The sequence below is a fragment of the Paenibacillus sp. PCH8 genome, assembly GCF_002968835.1.
In the GTDB taxonomy this organism is placed as follows: domain Bacteria; phylum Bacillota; class Bacilli; order Paenibacillales; family Paenibacillaceae; genus Paenibacillus.
The window spans coordinates 715,360-736,419 of sequence record NZ_PKQK01000002.1; the positions used below are offsets into that span (position 1 = coordinate 715,360).

Below are 21,060 nucleotides of genomic sequence, written 5' to 3' on the forward strand. Positions count from 1 at the left end.
ATCTTTACTTTGAGATTAGCCTGCAATTACTTCTTCACCGTACTGTTATACTGCGCGATCTTGTCTGTAATTTGTTTGGCTGCTGCATCCAATGCTTCCTGTGGTGTACCTTGTCCATTCAGTACCGTTTCAATCGCTGTTTCGACAAGTTGTCGAGCTTCAGGGAATACGCCCATTAACGCCCCGGATGTTGCTGTCGAATCTGCTGAAGCGTGCAATTGGTCGACAGCTGTCTGAAATTGCGGGTACTTCGTCATATTATCCTTTAATACTTGCTCATCGTAAGCTGCTGTCGTAATTGGGAAATATCCTGTCGCAACACTCCAGTTCGCTTGTACCTCTGGTGTAGCCAAATACTTAATGAACTCCCATGCCGCTTGCTGTTGTGCTTCCGATTTGTTGTTCATGATGTACAAGCTTGCTCCACCAACCACGACGCCGCCTGTGGAATCAGCTGGACGAGGCAGGAAGCCTGTTCCCAGTTCAAACTTTCCACCAGAACCTTCTACGATTTTGCGCAGTCCAGCCGTGGAATCGAGGGTCATACCGATCTGCTGTGCTGTAAATGCTGCTGTTGTATCATCTGTGCTACGTCCCAGATTGGAGAGGGTTTTCTCGTCGATCATCTTTTTCCACCATGTTAATGTCTTCACTCCAGCTTCAGAGTTCAACAGGGACTCTGTAGCTGCTTCGGTTCTTCCGTTTCCATTGTTTACATAATCTGCATTCTGGTTCGCGAAGAACTGTTCCATAAACCAACCGTAGATCGCCATGGACGCTCCTGGCTTGCCGTCTTTCGCCAGTGCTTTTGCCGCTTGCTCAAACTCTTCATATGTCTTCGGCGGGTTCTCCGGGTCCAGACCTGCTGCTTTGAACATATCTTTGTTGTAATACAAAATCGGGTTCGATGTGTTAAACGGCATGGCGTTTAATTTGCCCTCGATCGTGTAATACCGAATGATATTGGGTTCCAGTTGGGACAGGTCGAACTTGTCCTTATCGATGAACTGTTGTACTGGCGTAATCATACCCGAATCGATCATGAACTTGCTGCCGATCTCGTAGACTTGAATAATGTCAGGGCCACTGTCTGAACCCATGGATGCTTTCAGTTTGTTCAGACTTTCATCGTACTTCCCTTGGTAGATGGGCTTCACCTGAATCTCAGGATGGCTGGAGTTGAAGTCCGAAGCGAGCTGATTAATGGCCTTCTCCCCTGCACCAGACATGGAATGCCACCACGTCAATTGTGTTGGTTCGGCTGCTGCCGCTTCTGCTGGAGCTCCACTTGCCGGGCTACTCGTTTCTGCTTTCGTTCCACAAGCGGAGATGACCAACATGAGTGCTGCCAACATGAATGCAAATGTTCCTCTTTTTTTCAAACGAAATCCGTTCATAATCGCTCTCCTTTTATATGGCTCGCGTACAATAAAATCTTGGGGAGGACGCGGCGTGGCCGTTACGGTTACGAATCGTTCTTTTGATCGCTGTTATCCCCGGATTTTTCTCATTCTCCCTTTCAAAGGGGGAAATCCGGGGATAAAGGCGAGTTAATGCTTACGAAGTAGCTTTCTTGCAGAAAGCTTGTAGCTTCGCTTCTTCAGAATCGATTTCGTCCCCTCCACTACTACCGCGCTTCCTCATTGCAAACTTTATTGAAAGGCGAGCCTCATTTTATTCGCTCCTGGTATGCAATTCTTTGACCTTGTACGAAGATACAAGGTTTAAATCAAAACCTTTAAATCTTCCACTTCCATTTCACTTAAATACTTGTAAAACCTTCTCTCCTTACCCCTTCAGCGCGCCTGCGGCCATACCGCGGACCAGCTGTTTCAACCCGAAGATCAGGAGCAGTAAGGATGGTAGAATAACCATCGCTGTTCCGGCAAACACCAGATTCCACGCGGTGGATTCCTGGAACTCCAGCATCGAGATTCCGATCTGTGCAGTTCTCATTTCTGGTGTGTTTGTCACCAGCAGCGGCCAGAGATACGAATTGTACATGCTTAAAAATGAATAGATTGCCAGTGTTCCAAGTGCCGGACGGGACAAAGGCAAGACGTGCGATATGAAATAGCGGATATGACCACAACCGTCGATCTTCGCTGCCTCGAACAATTCCTTGGGTAGTTGCATGAAGAATTGTCTTAGCAGGAATGTACCAAACGCCGTTGCCAGAAACGGCACCGTAAGCCCCTGGTAACTATCCAGCCAGCCCCAGCTGCGAACCGTCAGATAGTTGGGAATCATCGTAACTTCCCACGGAATCATCATCGTTGCGACGAACATACTGAAGATGACGTTTTTGCCTTTGAACTGCATTTTCGCAAAAGCATAGGCTGCCATGCTCGCTGTAATCAATTGACCAAGCGTCGTCAAACCTGCAACGAGAAAAGTATTGCCGATAAATCGACCAATGGGAACAATGTCGAACACTTCGGCAAAGTTGGACAGATTAATTGCCGGCGGAATGATATGTGGCGGATAAGCACTCGCATCCTCTGGAGTCATCACGGCCATGAAAAAGGTGTACATCACCGGATACAGCACAAGCGCTGCACAGATCGTTAGCAATCCATATAATAAGGTTTTGGTCCATGTCGCACTCATTGGTAATGCACTTTCCTTTCTACCCATTTGAACTGGATCAGCGTCAGCAACATAATGACCGCGAACAGGATCAATGCCTGTGCACTTCCTGTACCAAAGCGGAAATTAACGAAAGCTTCCTGATAGATGGAATAGACGAAAACATTCGTACTGTCCATCGGGCCACCCCGGGTTAGAATGTTGATCTGACCAAACGATTGGAAAGCTCCAATGATCGATACGACCGTAACAAAGAATAACGTAGGTGACAGTAGCGGCATCGAGATTTTGCGAAACGTAAGCAAGGGACCCGCCCCATCGATCTTGGCACTCTCATAGATCTCATCTGGAATGCCCCGCAACCCACTGGATAGAATAATGTAGTTGAATCCGAGATTCATCCAGATGGTCATGATGGAGATCGAGATTAATGCCCAATCCGGGCTGGTGAGCCAAGGGATGGGATCAATGCCTACTTTGCCTAGCAGATAATTCAGCATGCCCAGGGTCGGATGGAACAGAAACTTCCAGATGACCGCTGACGAACCGACCGACAATACCACAGGCAGTGAGAATACAAACTGGAACACACGCATTCCTTTGAACCGGTTGTGGGTCAGTGCAGCCAGAATCAGTGCAGCCAGCATACCCGTGGGCACTGTAAACAGGACAAATAATAAAGTCACTTTCATACCTTGCATGAACAATCCTGACTGAAACACGGCCTTGAAGTTGTCCAGCCCTACATAAGCCGCAATCTGTCCCGTCGGATCTGTCGAATGCAGACTTAGGTACACGGACTTAAACATCGGGTAAAACAGAAACACCGCAAACAAAAGCAGCGATGGTGCCAGGAAACCATAGGCCAGCATATTCTCCCGTAATCGCTGCACACGTAGCGAAGATGTCTGGCGCTCACTTGTACCAGAAGTTACGCGCCGATTGGCGGCGGGCAAGCTAATCCGGTTATCAAGCTCACTCATCGAATTTTCTTCCCCCTCGATTCACGCATTCAGTGTGTGTGGAATTCCACATGAACTCCAGCACCACATTATCTAGTGTAAGAGTCCAATGTCACAGACAAATTCATTCTGAATCAACGTAGCGTTAATCATGGACAAGCGACTTTACGAAAAGGGGCATCAACGCGCAATCAAGATCAAGACCCGAATTCACAACAAAAAACCGCAAGAACTCCCCTGTTTGGAGATGCCCCTGCGGTTATATGTGTTAATAGAGTATGAACGTTTACCCATTCATGAAAATTACTTATTTTACAATAATCTGTAAAAAATCCAAACGGAGTGAAGCGATTAACCGTGCAAGTTAACGATTCAGATGGTATGGCACCGTGGTGACAATTACGTCTTTATAATTGATCAGATAAGCCCGGATCATGAAGCTGGTCTGGTTGTGCAGTACATTTTGCCACCAGTGCTTGGTGATAAATTGCGGAATCAGAATGGTAATATGATCGGTCTCGGCCGTTTTCCACTCCACGGTATCAATGAATTTCTTCAATGGACCCATGATGCTGCGATACCTCGATTTGATCACGACCAGACGGACGCCTGGATTCCACTCCTCCCACTTCTGCTCCATCTTGCGTATGGCTTCATCATCGAATCCAATGTACAGAGCGACCACATGATCCGACATCGTCTGCGCGTAACTGATCGTGTTCATCACGACCCGGGTAATGCCTGCGACAGGAATGATAATGGTATTGCCTTTATGGGCTGGTTTCTCGACCTGAATGTCAATGCGTAGTTCATCTGCAATGTTGCAGTAATGACGGTGAATGCGCATGAACCCATAGACCACGAGCGGCAAAAAGATGAAGATAACCCACGTCTGCGTGAACTTGGTGAAAATAAAGATCAGGGTAATCGATAGCGTAGTCAGCATCCCAATTGTGTTGACCAACAGTTTCATTTGCCAGCCAGACGGTTTGACTTTGATCCAGCGAATCATCATGCCTAGCTGCGACAGGGTGAACGGAATGAATACTCCCACCGCGTAAAGCGGAATCAGACTTCCCGTATCTCCTTTGAACCCCACCACCAGAAGTGCCGACATCACACTTAGAAAAATAATGCCGTTCGAGAAACCAAGTCGGTCTCCCCGGACCATGAACATATGCGGCATATATTTGTCTTTGGCCATCATGAAAGACAACAAGGGGAATGCAGAATACGCCGTATTTGCTGCCAGGAACAGGATAAGTGCAGTCACACCCTGGATGATAAAATACATCCACCCTCTGCCGAATGTGGCTTCGGCGATCTGAGATATCACCGTGGCATGGGGATCAGGCTTCACCCCATATCCGAAGGCCAGCAACGTGATGCCAATGAACATGGCTCCCAATATACAACCCATAAGCAGTAACGTACCCGCAGCATTTTTCTCAGCAGGCTGCTTAAAGTTCGGGATCGCGTTACTTACCGCTTCCACGCCAGTCAAGGCCGAACATCCAGAGCTGAATGCTTTGAGCAGCAGAAAGATGCTCACATGGGACAGACTCGTTCCGAACTCCGGCGCAGCTGCTTCCATGCCACCAGCCAGAAATTTGATTCCGCCGGAAATAATCAGCACCGCAATCGAGAAGATAAACAGATATATGGGGATCGCCAGCACAGACGCCGACTCCGTCACTCCCCGCAAATTCATAATCGTGAGAAAAACAATCATAATGAGTGCAATCACAATACTGTAGTCATGCAACTTTGGAAAAGCCGACGTAATGGCATCCGTGCCTGCGGACGAACTTACGGCAACCGTAAGAATATAATCGACCAGCAGAGAGCCCCCTGCAATTAAACTCGAAGTTGTACCCAGATTATCCTTGGCTACGATATAAGCGCCGCCCCCTGTTGGATAAGCAAATATCGTCTGGCGATAGGAAAATATTAAAATGACGAGTAATCCCAGCACGGCGATCGAGATCGGGACAGAGTACCACAGGGCGGCGAATCCGGCCGCAACGAGCACCAACAAAATCTGTTCCGTACCGTAGGCAACGGACGATAGGGCATCGGATGACAGAATGGCGAGCGCCTTCCATTTCCCCAATTTTTCTCCATCCAGTTCAGCCGATTTCATAGGCTTGCCTATTAAGACTCTCTTCATTTTGCCAAGCATGATCATAACTTCCTTCCGTCTCTCATCTGTGGAGCAATGTTATTATGCAAAATCGCTGAGCCATTGACAATACGTCATTTCACCCGAAATTCGCCAGCTCGTGATAATGCATTCTACGATTCAATAATCGATAACAAAGCCATTCTTGTTCAGCAATTTGAACTATTTTGAACCAAAACGACGTTTGTTAGCCAAAAAACAGAAAATGGCCCTCGGTTCATTGAACCAAAGACCACTTCCTTGATGTATGCGTTGACTATACAGCAATGTAATTTCCCTGCATCTACCTTGTCCAGACCTGTATAGCTTCCTTCTTCAGCTTATATTTAACTGCCCAAAATGCCCGGACGAGGGGTAACTCCGAATGCTTGTGCCAACGTGGTTAGCTGTTCTTCCGTGATTCTCTGACGGATCTCATGACCGGCAACCAACATATATACCTGAGCCGCCTTTTCAATCGTCTCAATCAACCCAAAAGCCTCGTCTATCGTTGTGCCCGTTCCGAATATCCCATGCTGCGGCCAGATGACCGCGTGGTATTCCTTCATTTTCTCCGCCGTTTCGCGTCCAATCTCATTCGATCCAGGTATCATCCACGGGATAATGCCAATCCCATCCGGGAATACAACCACACACTCCGTGCACATCTGCCACAGCGTTTTTGTGAATTTCGCCTCATCCAGTTCGTGGATGAATGTCATCGCCAGCACATGAGTCGCATGGTTGTGCATGACAACGCGGTGATTTGGGTCCACTTTCAGACGTTCGATATGGCTCATGAAGTGTGTAGGCAATTCACTTGTTGGATTCGCGCCCGACTTCAATCCCCAGAGCACTTCCAGCTCCTGTCCATCTTGCGATACACGCAGCAACCCCAGATTGTTCTCGGGATCAGCGAGTACATTTTTGAAATATTTGCCCGAGGCGGTCACGATAAAATACTTGCCTGCCAGCTCTTGCACCGAAAATGCCGGTTTGATCTTGCGAATCACATGATTAATATCGATATATTGAGCAACTTCCTCTTCCTCCAGCAGATAGCTGACATTACCGCCATTGCGCTCATCCCAGCCATTTTTCCACATATGCTGTGTAATTTCGGCCATCTCACGGACAAATGGAATATGAAAACCTGCGGCCTGCGTTGTGTCGTTCGTAAGGGTCACGTTCATGATCAATCTCTCCTTATAATGAAAATAATATAACTTGTCACGTACATAGTAAGTTCCTTTTTTCACATTCATTATACCTTTGTTTATCTTTGCTAGTCAATAATAAACACAGAAATAATCTTTTATTTATTTTTGTTTAGTTTTGTTTATTTGAAAATCAAAACAAAAAAATACCCCACCGGCGCCCGGCAGGGTCAGTCACACATCTATTTAACACGAGAAGGGGTTTACAAGACTTATCATACCTCTGCTACCTTAATAGAAGCTGAAAGCGAAATAAAAAAAGCATGAAGTCGAGTTCTTTAAAGTAGGCGTAGGTGCTTCAATTCATCTGATTAACACTTATTACCCTCCATATGCCCTCTAAGACAAACTACGACCTGACCTTCATCTACGGAGCATCTATCGGTTACGCAGCATATAGGACGGATGCATTACCCCTGTCGGTTCGTACCGTTCGTCACCTGTGTGCTCGAATCCAAGCTTGATCAAGATGTGACGGGACACTTCATTGTCCAGATGATGCCCGGCAAAGAGTGCCTTCACGTTCATTTCGTCAAAGGCATAACCAATCACCGCCCGCGCTGCTTCTTGGGCGTACCCTTTACCCCAGTGATCCCGGGTTAGATGAAATCCGAGTTCATAGATATCCTCTTCTGGAGAATACGGACGCAGGCCACAGCAACCGACAAACACCTCCGACTCTTTCTCAAAAAAGGGCCAATATTGCACTCCTGCTTCCTTCTGCCTTTGAATTTCCTGTGTTAATCGTGCCTCTACTTCATCCTCGCTCAGAAATCCCTTGCTGCTCATCCACTTGGCAACCTCATGATCTCCCCACAACGCAAACGCCAGCGCACGATCCCCTTCGTTCCACGTCGCACATTCCAATCGTTCGGTTTCAAATAAAATGTCTCTGTTCATCATCCACTAACCTCCTGTATGCCAACACCAATCTGCGTGCCGCCTATACCTTAAATTAATCGAATGACTGCCAAAGTAAACAAACCTGTATAAAACACATTATTTGCAATGAAGCGGTGTTTTTATTTTCGTCACAAGTAGAGAGAAGAACTCCTGCAAAAAATGTTTTAGATATTTTGGATCCTCCATTCATTCATTCTTTACTTTTATTTCTTCTTTTTCCTGAAGAAATCGAACTTGATCATATAATCAAAAAGAGACGTAATTACAATCACTCCAATTGGAATCAATACATAAATCCATAACGGATTATTTGGAGCTTCACCAGGGGGGCATCCGTTAAAAAAACATAAAGAACAACACAATAAATTACGGCCACTACAATACCTGTTATGTTTCTATTTTTCATTTTTCCACACCTCTCGTTAACATAAATTCAAATTATTATATTTTATAATCCGATATACTATAATACATATTTGGAATAATTTTTCTCCCTTATTTATTACTCTATAATATCGATTGTATAAATACTAGATGGAGGCTCGCTTTGTTCGTTATAGTAATCTATAGTTTCGCATATATGTATATCCACAAAAAAAAAGAAAAACCCCTGCCGACAACATGTCCGGCAGAGGTCAATCAGCCCTTTACAGCAATGCGAATTAAGATACGGCGAATTGAATTGTTCCGGAAGCTGCGCCTCCAAGGTTTGCTAGCAATGCAAAAACCAGAACTCCACCTGCAGAGATCGTAAGACTGCTGTTTACAGGAACGACGTAAGTGACTACTGGGGCATTAACACGTGTTATCACCAGAGATACCGGAAATGGTCCAAAGTTGTTCACTGTAGCACTGGCATTCGTGCCTCCAGACAGGTTTTCGTAGTAGGACTTACCTACGCCAGCTGGAAGATTGTAATACTGTAATGGTAAAAGGATGGCCATTGAATTCACCTCCTTTTTGCTTTGATACGGTATTCTATGTTTGAAAACTAGTAAAGCCACGGTGAAATGACCGTGTTATAACGTCCATTTTTGATAGAAACCTAGATTGATAGACAACTGTACGCAAAAAAAGCCCCACCGGACCATCCGGTGGAGCCAATTAAGCCTATTCCATAGAACAAGGTTATCTAGGCATACAGCATGAAGAAGTTTAACTCATGTCCCTGCTGCTTGAGATAGTTATACAATTGGGAACGGTGATGGAACACATGCGTTACCGTTTCAATCTGCCATTGAACCTGCAGATGTCCATGTTCCATATAGAAAGCTTTCGTCGAACGATTCAAAAAGTCATCTTCGCTCAATCCCGTGATATATGCTTTGTAGGATTCGAAATTACTCCACAACGTTGCTTCCAGCTTCTCGATATCTTGAATCCCGGACAAGCTATTCTCCACCAGTCCAACCTCAGCTTCACCTTTTTCCTGCATAATGGCAAGATCGGATGCCGTGATCTGGATATAATGATGTACAAGCTCCACTAGTGAACGCATATTCTCCTGCGGGCGATAAGACCAATCCTCTGAACGGATCAAGCGAATTAACGAAGCCCCCGTCCGTACGCCTGTTTCCAATTCATTTAACAAATGATCCCGAATCTGCAATGTTCCATTCATATATGATGTCTCCCTTATCTTTTATTCTCACGACTTCAGTATAACCGAAGGTTCTACAGATCTATTGTACAAATCGGACAACATCCTGCCATGCTCCCTGGCGGCCGTCAACGGAGTCTCTCCATAAAACTTGCGAAATTGCCGAATCAGATGGGCTTGGTCAAAGAAACCATGATTCTGGGCTAGCATTGCCCAGTCTGCCGTGTTCCCTTGATGAATATCACTCAGCACACGATGAAAACGAACCACCTCACTGAATCGTTTCGGACTGATTCCGACCCACTCCGAGAACTTGCGATGCAACTGCCGCTCACTGACTACCTCACGCATGGCCAGCTCCTGGACACTCATCCGTCCCCATCCTTGAAGATGCGGTGCAGTACGTTTTTCATCAGATCGTTCTCATATGTGCTTGCCTGCACGGACAATGGACTCAAGTACGCGTTCATGACCTCTACCCGCTCTGCAAAACGATTCGTTTCGGCCATCCGTTCCTGAAGCGCGTTCAACTTCTTCGGCCAACATTCCTCAAGGGGAATTCGTTTATCCGTAAACCATTCCAGAGGCATGCCATGGAAGACATGCGCTCCACCTGGGAAGAACCGCACACCAAAGGTGTAATCTCCAGCAGGAGGATCATCATCGGATGGCTCAGGTACAGCGAAAGGTTGTGTATAATTGCCACAGTAGGCATAAGAATGCACGGAACAGACCGGGTCGTATGTAATCAGCATATCCGTGCAACCATCCGGCAATACCCGGGCAGGTACAGTCATCGCCGATAGATTTCGACCTTCTTCCTTCGCAACATCCTCCTGTGTGTACGGAAGAGATCCTGATTCCCAATAACAGGCGACATAGGCCATCAAGCTGGTCGCAGGACTTTTCTCAACATAATAACTGTTAGGGTACGTTCCATTCATCTGAATAGGCTTAAACAACGGGTGCAGGCTGTGATCCACCATTCGTGCCTCCGATCACTAGAGTTGGTTACATGTATGTATTCATCTATCATACCATCAAGCGAAGAAATGAAGAAAAAAAGTGCCCTACCGGAGGACAATCCGATAGGGCCAATCACACATCTATTTAACACGAGAAGGGGGTTACAAGACTTATCTTACCTTCACAACCTTAATAGAAACTGAAATTGGGATGAATAACAGATCAAAACTCAAAATGAATAACAGCATTTCAGACTTTCAATTCAGCCCGTGCAGTTTGCGAAAACGCTCCGGGCTCATGCCTGTATGCCTTTTGAACATCGCACAGAAATAACTAGCATTCTCGTAACCGACCCGATCGGCTACTTCATAGATTCGCAGTTCCCGCTCACTGAACATGAGTTGTTTGCTCCGATTGATCCGTTCCTGGTTCACGTAAAATACAGGTCTGGTATGGAGCGCCTTCTGAAACAGCCTGCACAAATACTGGGGAGATACCACAGCCACATCGGCGAGTTCCTTCAGGGACAGCGACTGATCCAAATGCTCTGCGATATAACGCAGCACAGGCTTCAAACGCTCCAGTTCATCATTATAATTGTCAGATGCGATGAGCAGTGGCTTCAGATCCAGCAGCAGAGCATATAATCGTTTGGAGCATTCAACATCGTAATCTGCGTAATCCGTATCACCACCATTCTCCCCCCTCACCAGAAGTTGCTCTAATCCACGCAGCAGCGTGGCTGTCCTGAGTCTGCATACGCGTGAACTGGTAATTCCCGCATAAGATAATAACTGGCTGGCCTCTCTTCCCTGAAACGAGACCCACGCCAGCTCCCAGCGGTCACTGATGGGCATATACCGATGCGGGACATCAGGATATAGAAAGAAAACATCTCCCGGTCCGACGATATACTCTTCTTCGTCATGTATAATCAGTCTCCCCTGACCATGAATAATCTGATGAATCTGATAATCCGGGAATCCCTCTGGACGCTCAGTTTCATATTGGTGTTCCCAGTAACCCACCGTGGTCATATAGATCGGCAGGCGAGCAGCTTCTTCTGTTTTACCAAAAAAAATCCGGGTATCCATCGAGTACACCACTTTCTCCGTCGTTAGTTTCATATTGTTATACATATGGGCAATATTCTTTATTCTCTAAGTCTCCATTCAATTCTATAATGTCAATATTATAACATTACAGAAGGAGTTGCTGTTATGCGAAACAAACTGAACCATACCCCACCGGCCAATGGTTACCCGGAATGGAATAACAATCCCGAAACTTTTCAAGTAGGCCGCTTACCCGCACATGCCTCTATGGTAGCGTTTCCATCCGTAACAGAAGCATTATCCAATGAATCCAGCGCATCTCCATGGTACGAATCACTGAATGGTCCGTGGAAGTTTGCCTTTGCGGAGACACCGGAGCAACGGATTTCCTCCTTTTACGAAAATAACTATGATGCCAGTGACTGGGACGAGATCGCTGTTCCTTCCAACTGGCAGCTACAAGGTTACGATTATCCCCACTATACGAATATGACGTATCCGTGGGTGGAGCGTGAGCCTGAATTGAAACCTCCATTTGCACCAACAACCTATAATCCTGTGGGTTCGTACATCCGCACGTTTACGGTTCCTGTGGACTGGAAAGACCGGCCTGTCCTGCTGCACTTTGAGGGCGTCGAATCCGCCTTTTATGTATGGGTGAACGGGGAACTGGTCGGTTATAGCGAGGACACGTTCACACCCGCAGAATTTGATATCACTCCATATCTAACCGAAGGTGAGAACAAGCTGGCTGTGGAGGTCTATCGCTGGTGTGATGCGAGCTGGCTGGAGAATCAGGATTTCTGGCGGTTAAGCGGCATCTTCCGCGGGGTATACCTCCATTCACCTTCACCGGTTCAGATTGCCGATTTCTTTGTTCGGACCGATCTGGATGACGCGTATCAGGATGCGGAGCTACAGCTGGATGTGAAATTGTTTAATCATAATGCCGCGCAGACCACTGCCGGATGGTCCGTTCAGGCGCAGCTCTATGATGCACAGCAGCAGACTGTATTGAAGCAGCCACTCACTGCTGCGGTTACTTTCAAAGGGGAGGATGAACTTTCGTTTAAGCTGTCAGCAGAGGTTATCCAACCGCTTCTATGGAGCGCAGAGTTCCCTCATCTGTATACGCTTGTGCTGTCCATTCAGAATGAATCGGGTGAAACACTTGAGGCTGTTCGCAACCGGATCGGATTCCGTAAGTTTGAACTGAAGGACGGCCTGATGCAAATCAATGGTAAACGCATTGTATTTAAAGGCGTGAATCGGCATGAATTTTCCCCGGATACCGGGAGAGCCATTGGGCGGGAAGATATGATCCGTGATATTGAGCTGATGAAGTCCTATAACATTAATTCCGTGCGCACATCCCATTATCCGAATCAGTCACTCTGGTACGAACTATGTGATGAATATGGCCTCTATGTCATCGACGAGACGAATCTGGAGACTCACGGCACTTGGTACTATGGGCAAAAGGAAATGAATGAGAACAACATTCCCGCGAGTAAGCCGGAATGGCGCAACAACGTCATAGATCGCTGTAACTCCATGTTCCAGCGGGACAAAAACCATGCGTCTATTATTATCTGGTCTCTGGGTAATGAGTCCTTCGGCGGCGATAACTTCATCGCCATGTACGATTATCTGAAACAGGTCGATCCGACACGACTCGTTCACTATGAAGGGACTTTCCATTATCGCCCTTCCGATTCGGCAAGCGACATTGAATCAACGATGTATATCAGTCCACAAGATGTGGAAGAGTATGCTCGCATGAAAGGGCCCAAGAAGCCTTATATCATCTGCGAATACAGCCATGCCATGGGTAACTCCTGTGGTGGCCTGCATCTGTATTGGGATTTATTCGATAAATATGATGTATTACAGGGAGCATTCATCTGGGACTGGGTCGATCAATCGATTCGTACCACAACAGCGGACGGCGTAGAATATATGGCCTATGGCGGAGATTTCGGTGAATCCCCTCATGATGGCAATTTCTGCGGGAACGGACTCATTCTAGCGGATAAAACGGTTACTCCCAAGCTGGAAGAAGTGAAAAAATGTTATCAGAACGTGCGTATGGAAGCCGTTGATGTCAAAGATGGCCTGCTGCGCATCCGAAACCAGTTCCTGTTCACGGATCTGAGCGAATATTTACTCGTATGGACAGTAACACACGATGGTGTATCCGTAGAGAACGGTACGTTGGATATCGTGGTACCTCCTGGTGAATCGGTTGAAGTTCGTATCCCATACACACCATCATCCGATCTGTTCCAGGAAGCGGTGTTGACTGTATCTCTGGTTACGAAAGTTGCAACCAAGTGGGCAGGAATCGGTCATGAAATTGCCTGGGATCAGTTCGTGGTATCTCCACGGTTACGTCCAATCAAGCCAGTACATCAGGGGCAAGGAAATGCTGTGAAAGTACAGAACGTGCAGGATGAATTGAACGTATCTACGGACAAAGTCTGCATGACCTTTAACCAGACAACTGGCTTGCTCACGTCTTACCAGCTCAACAACCAGGAACAATTATTGGCTCCAGTTCGGCCAAATTACTGGCGCGCCATGACGGACAACGATCTGGGGAACGGCTTGAATGAGCGTGCTGCCTTCTGGCGTGATGCACATGCTACAAGCAAGCTGATTCGTTTCGAACACCATACTGACGATCTGGGCTGTATCGTAACAACCGATTATACGTGGGATTCGCACCCGGGAAGTACACTGTCCATTACGTACCGAATTGAATCGGATGCTGTGCTCGAAATCAGTCAAACTTTCGTTCCAGGTGCGGGTCTGCCTGAACTACCGGAATTCGGTATGCTGCTCCAATTGACTGAGCAACTGGATACCATCTCCTGGTACGGCAGAGGGCCGCATGACAACTATGCGGATCGTCTGACCAGTGCACGACTTGGCTATTACACCGGGGCAGTTCGCGATCAATTCGTCCCTTACCTGAAGCCGCAGGAATGCGGGAACAAAACCGATGTACGCTTCGCTGAAATTACGTCAGCGGATGGTCGAATTGGCCTGCACGTCGAAGCCAACATACCATTTGAAATCAATGCGTTGCCATGGACACCTGATGAACTGGAAGCAAACGACCATGTATACAAATTACCTCAGAGCACGCAAACTGTGGCGCGTATCAATTACAAACAAATGGGTGTCGGCGGGGATGACAGCTGGAGCGCACGTACCCACGCTGAATACACTTTGCCAGCCAACCGCGCATATCATTTCACCTTTACGGTAAGACCTGTATAACATCAAGCAAGCACTGCTGGCAGTATGCCGGCAGTGCTTTTTTTGTTGGGGCAGTGAATAGTGGAAGTTTGAAGTTTTTCAACGGAACATTATAATGAATGAGGTGCAAGAACCATGATGTATGAAGGAAAAGCTTTTTTTCCAGGGTAATGATTCTCACCTGAACCTATTTCAGAACGGTACATCATTTAAATGATAATGAGGATACTGATCTTTAGAAATGTCCCTACCCATATCTAAATCTAAACCTTGGACACATTTTCGAAGATCGCAGGTTAATGACTATTTAAAATGATATTTATTACGAGGTGAGACTTTGCAATATTTGTTTACCGCACTCTGTATTCTTGGCTTTATCTCTTTCTCGGGAGTTCTTCTTCTCATAATCCTCTCCATGCGAGAACGTCAGAGGATAAAGTTAAGACATATTATTCTATCGGCGTCATGCTTCGTAATTGCTTCAATAGGGTTGTATGGCATGCTGACTTTATCTTCGAACTCTACTCAGCCTGGAATAGATCAGACCCCTTCATCCCAGACGAATTCCTCGGGCTTCCACATGACCACCGATGAATTCAAAAACAGGTTTAATGACGCCGTAGGCAAATACCGATTAAATGGTTTGAGTATCACCCGCTTGAATGTGAAAGAATCTTCAGAGTCAGAGCAGAGTAATGGTACTTTTGAGTATGTATTCAGTGATGAATTACGTGTGGTTGGTGTGTTGAATGAAGATAAGAACGTACAGGAAGTCAGGTTATACGCAACTGGTGATGCGAGCAAACCAGCGGGTGGTACTTTTTTGACCGCTATCGCCACACTCATTCTCACAACCAATAGTGAGTACACGTATAACGATGCACAAGATGTCATCCAAGATATCGGTCTATTGGATCGCGATGTGAATCAGCGTGATTTTGATAGGGCGACGATTCGAAATGGATTAGAATATCGCTTCAGCATTCAGGATCAGGATCAGGATCAGGATCAGGATCATTCGATTTTTGAAATAACTGTTGCGAAGTGAGGCGCAATTGTGTAAAAAGGCCGCTCCATAAAGGAACGGCCCAACGTGTGAAATGTACGGTTTGGATAATTCAGGAGTTGTCACCAATCCAATGATGAACACCTCCACCATGCGAGAGTTACTCAAAAGTTACAATCTCGCTCTGATTGTTCCAGCTCATTTTAAAGGTAATCGGGTCTTTCGTTTTCTCCGCCTCCGTAATGGTTCCCGACATCTTGAATGGCACCTCTTGCTCTTCAAGTGCTTTGCCCTGTTGGTCTATATTATTACCGGTAAGGTCAAACACAAAATCCTTTATGTGCGTTTCATCACCTATATAGGTGATACTATAGGCCCCTGTCGATCTCTGAAGAGATACATCCCAGTTATCGCTCTTTCCGTGTAGCCTATCATCCGCACCACAAGCTGACAAAATAGATAAAAGTAATATCGTACAGAGAATCAGTGGTAGTTTAAATAATTTCATAAAATCCCTCCTTTTAGGAATATACCCAAAAATATGAGTTATGATATTTGCTAATCATCCCAACCATCTGCTCTTAGCATGATGTATCTTACCTTTGAATCACATGACTAACGATCTTCTGAGCATCGTACTTGACCCATCCCAACAATGCAGAACCTCGTGATGTTTGCCAAGGTAGCCCTACATAGTACAGCCCAGCAACCGGTGATACGCCTCTCTCGTGTATAATTCCACCTTTGGAATCAAAAGCAGTATGGATATCGATCCAACCATCATTTTGTTTAAACCCCGTCGCCCAGATAATATTGTCTATTCGTGTCTCACTACCATCCTCATACTGGATGCGGTCATCTATTGCATTTACAGCACGTGGACGCATGTTAACTTTTCCCTGGGTTATCAATTCTTTTAACTCATAGCCATAGACGTACTCCGGCTGATTTCGAAACCATTTTCCAACCATACGATCTGCACTTGCACGTAATACTCCGAGCTTTTCAAAATACCAGAATATACTTCGTTTCATGATATGCAAAGGCCTAAAGGTTATATTTCGAGCTATGGATATGTATACGGTTTGTCTATCATCTGATGCTAACTCTACGGCGATTTGGGCACCTGAATTCCCTCCGCCTACGACTACTGTTGTTCCAGGAAGCAATTGAGAGATATTTTTATATTCTGATGAGTGAAGTTGAACTATATTCTCGGATAACGACTTTGCAAAAGGTGGAACATTCTTGGTCTGGAAAGGCCCCGTCGCAACGATAATATTGCGTGAAACAATTATTCCATCATTGGTTTCAGTATAGTACACCTCATCTTGCTTCGAGAGACGAGTGATTAAACAGTTTAACTTTATAGGAAGATGCATTTGTGTGGCGTAACTTTCAAAATAATCTGCAATTTCATCTTTGTTTGGCAGGCCATTTTCATTTCCACGAAGAGGCATTCTGGGTAATCCATCGTACATGCGCGGGGTGAAAAGACGCAAGGAATCGTACCGTTTACGCCAAGATTCCCCGACAGATTAGGCAGCGTCAACGATTAAAAAGGTTAACCCCGACTGTTGAAGATAGTAACCTGCTGCCAAGCCTGCTTGCCCAGCTCCGATAACCAATACATCGTACATATGTATCATCCCCAATATCGTTTTATGTATTAATATATGAGCAATTGTTCATATGTTAATCTTACTTAACTACTGTCTATTTAGCAATAGAAGAAAACATCACTATTTTTTTTAAGAAATCAACATTAAAAAGACTCCCTCACGGGAGCCTTTACTCATTTCAGTGCAAGTTGCTTGTAATGTATCATTGATAGCTATATGCTCGAGTTTGAAAGGTTCGTTTATTATTATCTGGTGTATCTATCGATATCATCGATTGCAGATTGATGCTCTCTTCTATGGAAGTCTTCATGCTGACGAACGTCATTCTTTAACTTTGCTAAGAATCCCCAGCCCATAAAGGCAAGTATAAGCACGGTAATCAGTGCATAAGCAAAGCTATATAAATTCATAAAGAAGTTGATAAAAATTGCAGAGAGCATCAAGCCCAGAATTAACAATGTCCACTTCGTACCCTTTCTCAAAATCGTTTCCTCCTCACAATAAACCTTCTATGTATCACTGTACATACGAAAAGAAAAATGCAAGGTTAAAATCTCACAACTAATTTTATAGATGCTCTAAAAAAGGGGGATACTACTTTTTCAAACTGTAGAGCTAATAATAAATTTCTTACAAGCACTTACAAATCAAATAGAACAGAAGTCAAACCGTATACGTAAGCATTTAAATCAATCTTGTGATATTCGAGAAATAAATATACCATCTCTAGAACTAAAGGGCTTTTTTAAATTCACCATTAAAGGTTCTTCTTAACCTAATTATCTGAGAGAAGAAACAACATTTGAAATCGGCATACAACAACTATACGAGCGGTATCTCTCCTTTGATATTTCTAATCCTCTTTCATGAGTACAAATTCCTACATATATGTTCAAAAAGATGAGCATTGAATATTGAACTATTAAAACTAAACAATGAGGAAGAAATTTATGTACTTTAAGAATTTGATTGGATCATAATTCTACAATACGAGGATATTCTCATATATTATCTCTTTGAAATACATGGTTAACAGAAAAGATACAAAAGAGAGTTCTGGTAAACTTACGATTCGAGGAGTACCTGGTAACTGTCTATTTAACAGGTTACATGCAGTTAGAAATGGTTTGTTAATTAATAAATTGATTTCGCGTTATAAAGAAGCATATCCTCTCCGTTATTTTTTGAAAATCAGAACGGTGATAATACTCTTCTAAAAATTAAACATCGGTATGTTTAAAACACTCTTGTTAGTGCTCTTTAACTAAGAAAGGACTAAATTTTAATACAAGCATGTATCCCAACGAGGCAGACCCTTCTCTATATCCACTTGATACACGTGCTATACCAAACTCAGCCAATGTCGTGATCTGTGAACCTGTACTTCAAATTTGTATCTGTTAACGCCTCAGAGAACATCAATTCATTCACTTCAGTCGTATTTCAATACTTACTATCATCTGAAAGATCCTGAAATTTGTACCAATGTGATTGCTTCTCAAATCCTCGTCACATCGTAATTAAAATTCACTCTGCTACACACATGACGTTAAAGGTTTTCACTCATTTATTACATTATGCTGCCAATGATATTTCACTGTATTACAAGATCTCTATGGAGAATTGGAGAGATCTTCCCAATTAGCCGTTAGAATTAAATAACTCCGGAAACTGTTTTTTGAAATCTTCTGTGGCTTGATCCTTAGCATCTAAGAATTCTTTGTTGGTTATTAAATTCTTTTTTGATAATAAAATCAATAAGGCGTTAAGATTTACAATGTCATTCACTTGTTCTGACAATGTGTCGAAATTACCATATTTAATGGACATTAAAATCCCCCTCATTATTTCTCAATGTCATTGGGAGCGTTAGGATCTAAAGTGAATCCCTTGAAACCACTATCAATTGCAGTGCTTGCTGCAACAACAGGGCTCACAACTGGTTTATTTGAGTTCGCCTGAATAGCTTCATTCATTTCCATAGAACTCGCTTTAATATCCGTTAAGTGTTCCATCATCTTTTTAAATGTTGATTCACTTTGATAAATCGATATCAATGATAAAGCAAACGCAACAATGGCAAGAATAAAGGATACCCAGTTATTTGCAGAATCTAGATCTAGCACTCCATTAAGATTAACTAAATACAATCCAATTAGCAAAATAATTGGCATACAGTAAGTTAACAGTTTAATGAGTATTGATATGCTCTTCGCATTATAATCATATTCAACATTAGTTTCATCAACGACTTGTTTTTTATGGAAAAAAGCATTATACATTAATATCATACTTATATTTAAGATAAATATTAAAAAAAACGAGTATCCACTAGCTACGTAATCATATATGAGCTTATTTAGAAAAGTCAAAACAGAAATACTTCCGATTAAGACAAATATCGCGCGGTTCATTTGGCCACCTACTTCAGGGCTAGATTAGATAATCGACTTAGAATTAAATGGAGATCTTGTGCATTAATAAGCCCTCGATTCGCCATATGAATGCTAACATTTTCCTCGATAAGCTTGAAAAATATATCTAATTGATCAAGCGAATAGTGATCCTTCTTAATACTTACCTTAATCTTATCATCCTTGAGTCCAAGCTCTACAGAAATCAGATACTCAAACCCATTTAAAATAATAGTAAAATCCGTTCTAATTCCAACTAAGTCTCTTTTATGAATAAATAGATATTTACATATTACTTCATCAGTTAACAAATCGTCACCTTTCACTTTTACTAACTGAGGTTTTTTGCTTTTAAGTGGAGTATCTAATTCAATAGAATTTATAACTCCCAATTTTCCTAATTCTGTTAACCCGTGATATATATAATCTAGCACTTTTACCGTCTGATAAGAAAACTCTTGGGTGTCCACAGGAACAATTCCCGCCAAATTGATAGATACCGTTTTTACGCTTTTCCCAAAAATATAATACATCGCACGTAAAACATCACCCAATATGTCCTTATTCCCAGTATACATAGTGATAAGTTTTGTAGAGTTATCTACTGAAATTCTTATTTTCTTAACAGAAGTACTTGGTGTAGATTCTCTCGCCTCAGGATCGAATTTCAATTCTTTTCGATAACTAGAGAATACAAAAATTGATTCACCCTTTATAGTGTGGACATATTCTAGTGTAGAACGTTCCACATGTCCATTTGTAAGCAAATCCTCATTTTGGTATTGATGATCGCTATTGAAACCTTCAGTTTTTTTAGCTATTTCTTCTCCATCTGGTAAATCAGCTTCAAAAGATGCTATATAAGCAGTGTAACGGATTTTAGGGTTGAAAGCTTTATCAATTATTGCATTTATACTTTCTTTAGGTATTGAAGGTAATAACTCATTTATTAAATCAGGTTTTTTTGCTTTAGGGTCAATTGGTGTTGGGTCAAACTCTTTTTTTAAATCCTTTAATCCACTCACACTGTGCTTTGATAGCGCATGTAGAAGTGTTAACTCTTGCTGTGATTCCTCTGGACTTTCTTCTATTTCTTTTACTACGTTAGCCGAGTTAATTCTCATATTACTTCCCCCTATTTTGCTCATGGAAAAATATCTCTATTTATTTTACAACATCCCCACGTATAATAATAGCTGGAAACTAAACTATGTCTCTGAAATGGTCATGTGTCGAAAATGAAAATGGGGACACGATACCTTTTCTCTCTCTGTTTAACCTTTAAGGCAGGGGCTTTCATT

Annotated in this window: 18 protein-coding genes and 1 pseudogene; 2 read left to right on the forward strand and 17 right to left on the reverse strand. The window is 43.7% G+C overall.

What is annotated here, in order from left to right:
• Positions 1 to 26 precede the first annotated feature (26 nt).
• From C0Q44_RS16010 to C0Q44_RS16060, 11 genes are all read right to left on the reverse strand, one after another.
• The gene (locus tag C0Q44_RS16010; protein ID WP_105408261.1) at positions 27 to 1,397 is read right to left on the reverse strand and encodes an ABC transporter substrate-binding protein; all 1,371 of its coding nucleotides are present in this window, start codon (positions 1,395 to 1,397) and stop codon (positions 27 to 29) included.
• A gap of 391 nt (positions 1,398 to 1,788) precedes the next feature.
• A complete protein-coding gene (locus tag C0Q44_RS16015; protein ID WP_105408262.1) occupies positions 1,789 to 2,610 on the reverse strand; it encodes a carbohydrate ABC transporter permease in 822 nt (273 codons plus the stop codon).
• Positions 2,607 to 3,461, reverse strand: coding sequence for a carbohydrate ABC transporter permease (locus C0Q44_RS16020; RefSeq protein WP_374955110.1), 855 nt, complete (start codon positions 3,459 to 3,461; stop codon positions 2,607 to 2,609). The genes C0Q44_RS16015 and C0Q44_RS16020 overlap by 4 nt, the downstream gene beginning before the upstream one ends.
• A gap of 454 nt (positions 3,462 to 3,915) precedes the next feature.
• Entirely contained in the window at positions 3,916 to 5,733 is a 1,818-nt protein-coding gene (locus C0Q44_RS16025; protein ID WP_105408264.1) for an APC family permease, read from the reverse strand.
• Positions 5,734 to 6,059: 326 nt separating this feature from the next.
• Positions 6,060 to 6,905 carry a rhamnulose-1-phosphate aldolase gene (rhaD, locus tag C0Q44_RS16030; protein WP_105408265.1) on the reverse strand — a complete coding sequence of 282 codons (846 nt, stop codon included), beginning with the start codon at positions 6,903 to 6,905 and terminating at the stop codon, positions 6,060 to 6,062.
• Positions 6,906 to 7,307: 402 nt separating this feature from the next.
• Positions 7,308 to 7,832, reverse strand: a complete 525-nt coding sequence (locus tag C0Q44_RS16035; protein ID WP_105408266.1) for a GNAT family N-acetyltransferase — start codon at positions 7,830 to 7,832, stop codon at positions 7,308 to 7,310.
• Between the two features lie 662 nt (positions 7,833 to 8,494).
• Positions 8,495 to 8,776 carry a hypothetical protein gene (locus C0Q44_RS16045; protein WP_105408267.1) on the reverse strand — a complete coding sequence of 94 codons (282 nt, stop codon included), beginning with the start codon at positions 8,774 to 8,776 and terminating at the stop codon, positions 8,495 to 8,497.
• Positions 8,777 to 8,964: 188 nt separating this feature from the next.
• Positions 8,965 to 9,453: a DinB family protein gene (locus C0Q44_RS16050; protein ID WP_105408268.1), complete on the reverse strand. Its 489-nt coding sequence runs from the start codon at positions 9,451 to 9,453 to the stop codon at positions 8,965 to 8,967.
• 27 nt (positions 9,454 to 9,480) lie between these two features.
• Entirely contained in the window at positions 9,481 to 9,804 is a 324-nt protein-coding gene (locus tag C0Q44_RS31520) for a helix-turn-helix domain-containing protein (RefSeq protein ID WP_308737426.1), read from the reverse strand.
• The gene (locus C0Q44_RS16055) at positions 9,801 to 10,415 is read right to left on the reverse strand and encodes a DUF6597 domain-containing transcriptional factor (RefSeq protein WP_308737427.1); all 615 of its coding nucleotides are present in this window, start codon (positions 10,413 to 10,415) and stop codon (positions 9,801 to 9,803) included. The genes C0Q44_RS31520 and C0Q44_RS16055 overlap by 4 nt, the downstream gene beginning before the upstream one ends.
• A 240-nt stretch (positions 10,416 to 10,655) precedes the next feature.
• Positions 10,656 to 11,525: an AraC family transcriptional regulator gene (locus C0Q44_RS16060; protein ID WP_258166360.1), complete on the reverse strand. Its 870-nt coding sequence runs from the start codon at positions 11,523 to 11,525 to the stop codon at positions 10,656 to 10,658.
• Positions 11,526 to 11,618: 93 nt separating this feature from the next.
• Between C0Q44_RS16060 and lacZ the strand changes: the two genes are divergently transcribed.
• Entirely contained in the window at positions 11,619 to 14,738 is a 3,120-nt protein-coding gene (gene lacZ / locus C0Q44_RS16065; protein WP_105408269.1) for a beta-galactosidase, LacZ type, read from the forward strand.
• A gap of 478 nt (positions 14,739 to 15,216) precedes the next feature.
• Positions 15,217 to 15,765: a hypothetical protein gene (locus C0Q44_RS16070; RefSeq protein ID WP_105408270.1), complete on the forward strand. Its 549-nt coding sequence runs from the start codon at positions 15,217 to 15,219 to the stop codon at positions 15,763 to 15,765.
• 118 nt (positions 15,766 to 15,883) lie between these two features.
• On the opposite strand, the gene C0Q44_RS16075 is transcribed toward C0Q44_RS16070, so the two are convergent.
• From C0Q44_RS16075 to C0Q44_RS16100, 6 genes and pseudogenes are all read right to left on the reverse strand, one after another.
• Positions 15,884 to 16,231: a hypothetical protein gene (locus tag C0Q44_RS16075; RefSeq protein WP_105408271.1), complete on the reverse strand. Its 348-nt coding sequence runs from the start codon at positions 16,229 to 16,231 to the stop codon at positions 15,884 to 15,886.
• 88 nt (positions 16,232 to 16,319) lie between these two features.
• Positions 16,320 to 17,372, reverse strand: a pseudogene (locus tag C0Q44_RS16080) (flavin-containing monooxygenase).
• 218 nt (positions 17,373 to 17,590) lie between these two features.
• Positions 17,591 to 17,827 (reverse strand): hypothetical protein, encoded by a 237-nt coding sequence (locus tag C0Q44_RS16085; protein ID WP_105408272.1) that lies wholly within the window; start codon positions 17,825 to 17,827, stop codon positions 17,591 to 17,593.
• A 1,159-nt stretch (positions 17,828 to 18,986) separates the two neighbouring features.
• On the reverse strand, positions 18,987 to 19,175 hold the full coding sequence (locus C0Q44_RS16090; protein WP_105408273.1) for a hypothetical protein: 189 nt from the start codon (positions 19,173 to 19,175) through the stop codon (positions 18,987 to 18,989).
• A 14-nt stretch (positions 19,176 to 19,189) separates the two neighbouring features.
• Positions 19,190 to 19,759: a hypothetical protein gene (locus C0Q44_RS16095; protein ID WP_105408274.1), complete on the reverse strand. Its 570-nt coding sequence runs from the start codon at positions 19,757 to 19,759 to the stop codon at positions 19,190 to 19,192.
• An 8-nt stretch (positions 19,760 to 19,767) separates the two neighbouring features.
• Positions 19,768 to 20,883, reverse strand: a complete 1,116-nt coding sequence (locus C0Q44_RS16100) for a hypothetical protein (RefSeq protein WP_105408275.1) — start codon at positions 20,881 to 20,883, stop codon at positions 19,768 to 19,770.
• Positions 20,884 to 21,060: the final 177 nt, after the last annotated feature.

Coding starts and splice junctions, on each gene's coding strand:
- C0Q44_RS16025 (WP_105408264.1), bottom strand. CDS start 5,733: ATGCTTGGCAAAATGAAGAGAGTCTTAATAGGCAAGCCTATGAAATCG.
- C0Q44_RS16020 (WP_374955110.1), bottom strand. CDS start 3,461: ATGCTGGCCTATGGTTTCCTGGCACCATCGCTGCTTTTGTTTGCGGTG.
- C0Q44_RS31520 (WP_308737426.1), bottom strand. CDS start 9,804: ATGAGTGTCCAGGAGCTGGCCATGCGTGAGGTAGTCAGTGAGCGGCAG.
- C0Q44_RS16060 (WP_258166360.1), bottom strand. CDS start 11,525: ATGAAACTAACGACGGAGAAAGTGGTGTACTCGATGGATACCCGGATT.
- lacZ (WP_105408269.1), top strand. CDS start 11,619: ATGCGAAACAAACTGAACCATACCCCACCGGCCAATGGTTACCCGGAA.
- C0Q44_RS16050 (WP_105408268.1), bottom strand. CDS start 9,453: ATGAATGGAACATTGCAGATTCGGGATCATTTGTTAAATGAATTGGAA.
- C0Q44_RS16070 (WP_105408270.1), top strand. CDS start 15,217: ATGCTGACTTTATCTTCGAACTCTACTCAGCCTGGAATAGATCAGACC.
- C0Q44_RS16095 (WP_105408274.1), bottom strand. CDS start 19,759: ATGAACCGCGCGATATTTGTCTTAATCGGAAGTATTTCTGTTTTGACT.
- C0Q44_RS16075 (WP_105408271.1), bottom strand. CDS start 16,231: ATGAAATTATTTAAACTACCACTGATTCTCTGTACGATATTACTTTTA.
- C0Q44_RS16045 (WP_105408267.1), bottom strand. CDS start 8,776: ATGGCCATCCTTTTACCATTACAGTATTACAATCTTCCAGCTGGCGTA.
- C0Q44_RS16035 (WP_105408266.1), bottom strand. CDS start 7,832: ATGATGAACAGAGACATTTTATTTGAAACCGAACGATTGGAATGTGCG.
- rhaD (WP_105408265.1), bottom strand. CDS start 6,905: ATGAACGTGACCCTTACGAACGACACAACGCAGGCCGCAGGTTTTCAT.
- C0Q44_RS16090 (WP_105408273.1), bottom strand. CDS start 19,175: ATGTCCATTAAATATGGTAATTTCGACACATTGTCAGAACAAGTGAAT.
- C0Q44_RS16015 (WP_105408262.1), bottom strand. CDS start 2,610: ATGAGTGCGACATGGACCAAAACCTTATTATATGGATTGCTAACGATC.
- C0Q44_RS16010 (WP_105408261.1), bottom strand. CDS start 1,397: ATGAACGGATTTCGTTTGAAAAAAAGAGGAACATTTGCATTCATGTTG.
- C0Q44_RS16100 (WP_105408275.1), bottom strand. CDS start 20,883: ATGAGAATTAACTCGGCTAACGTAGTAAAAGAAATAGAAGAAAGTCCA.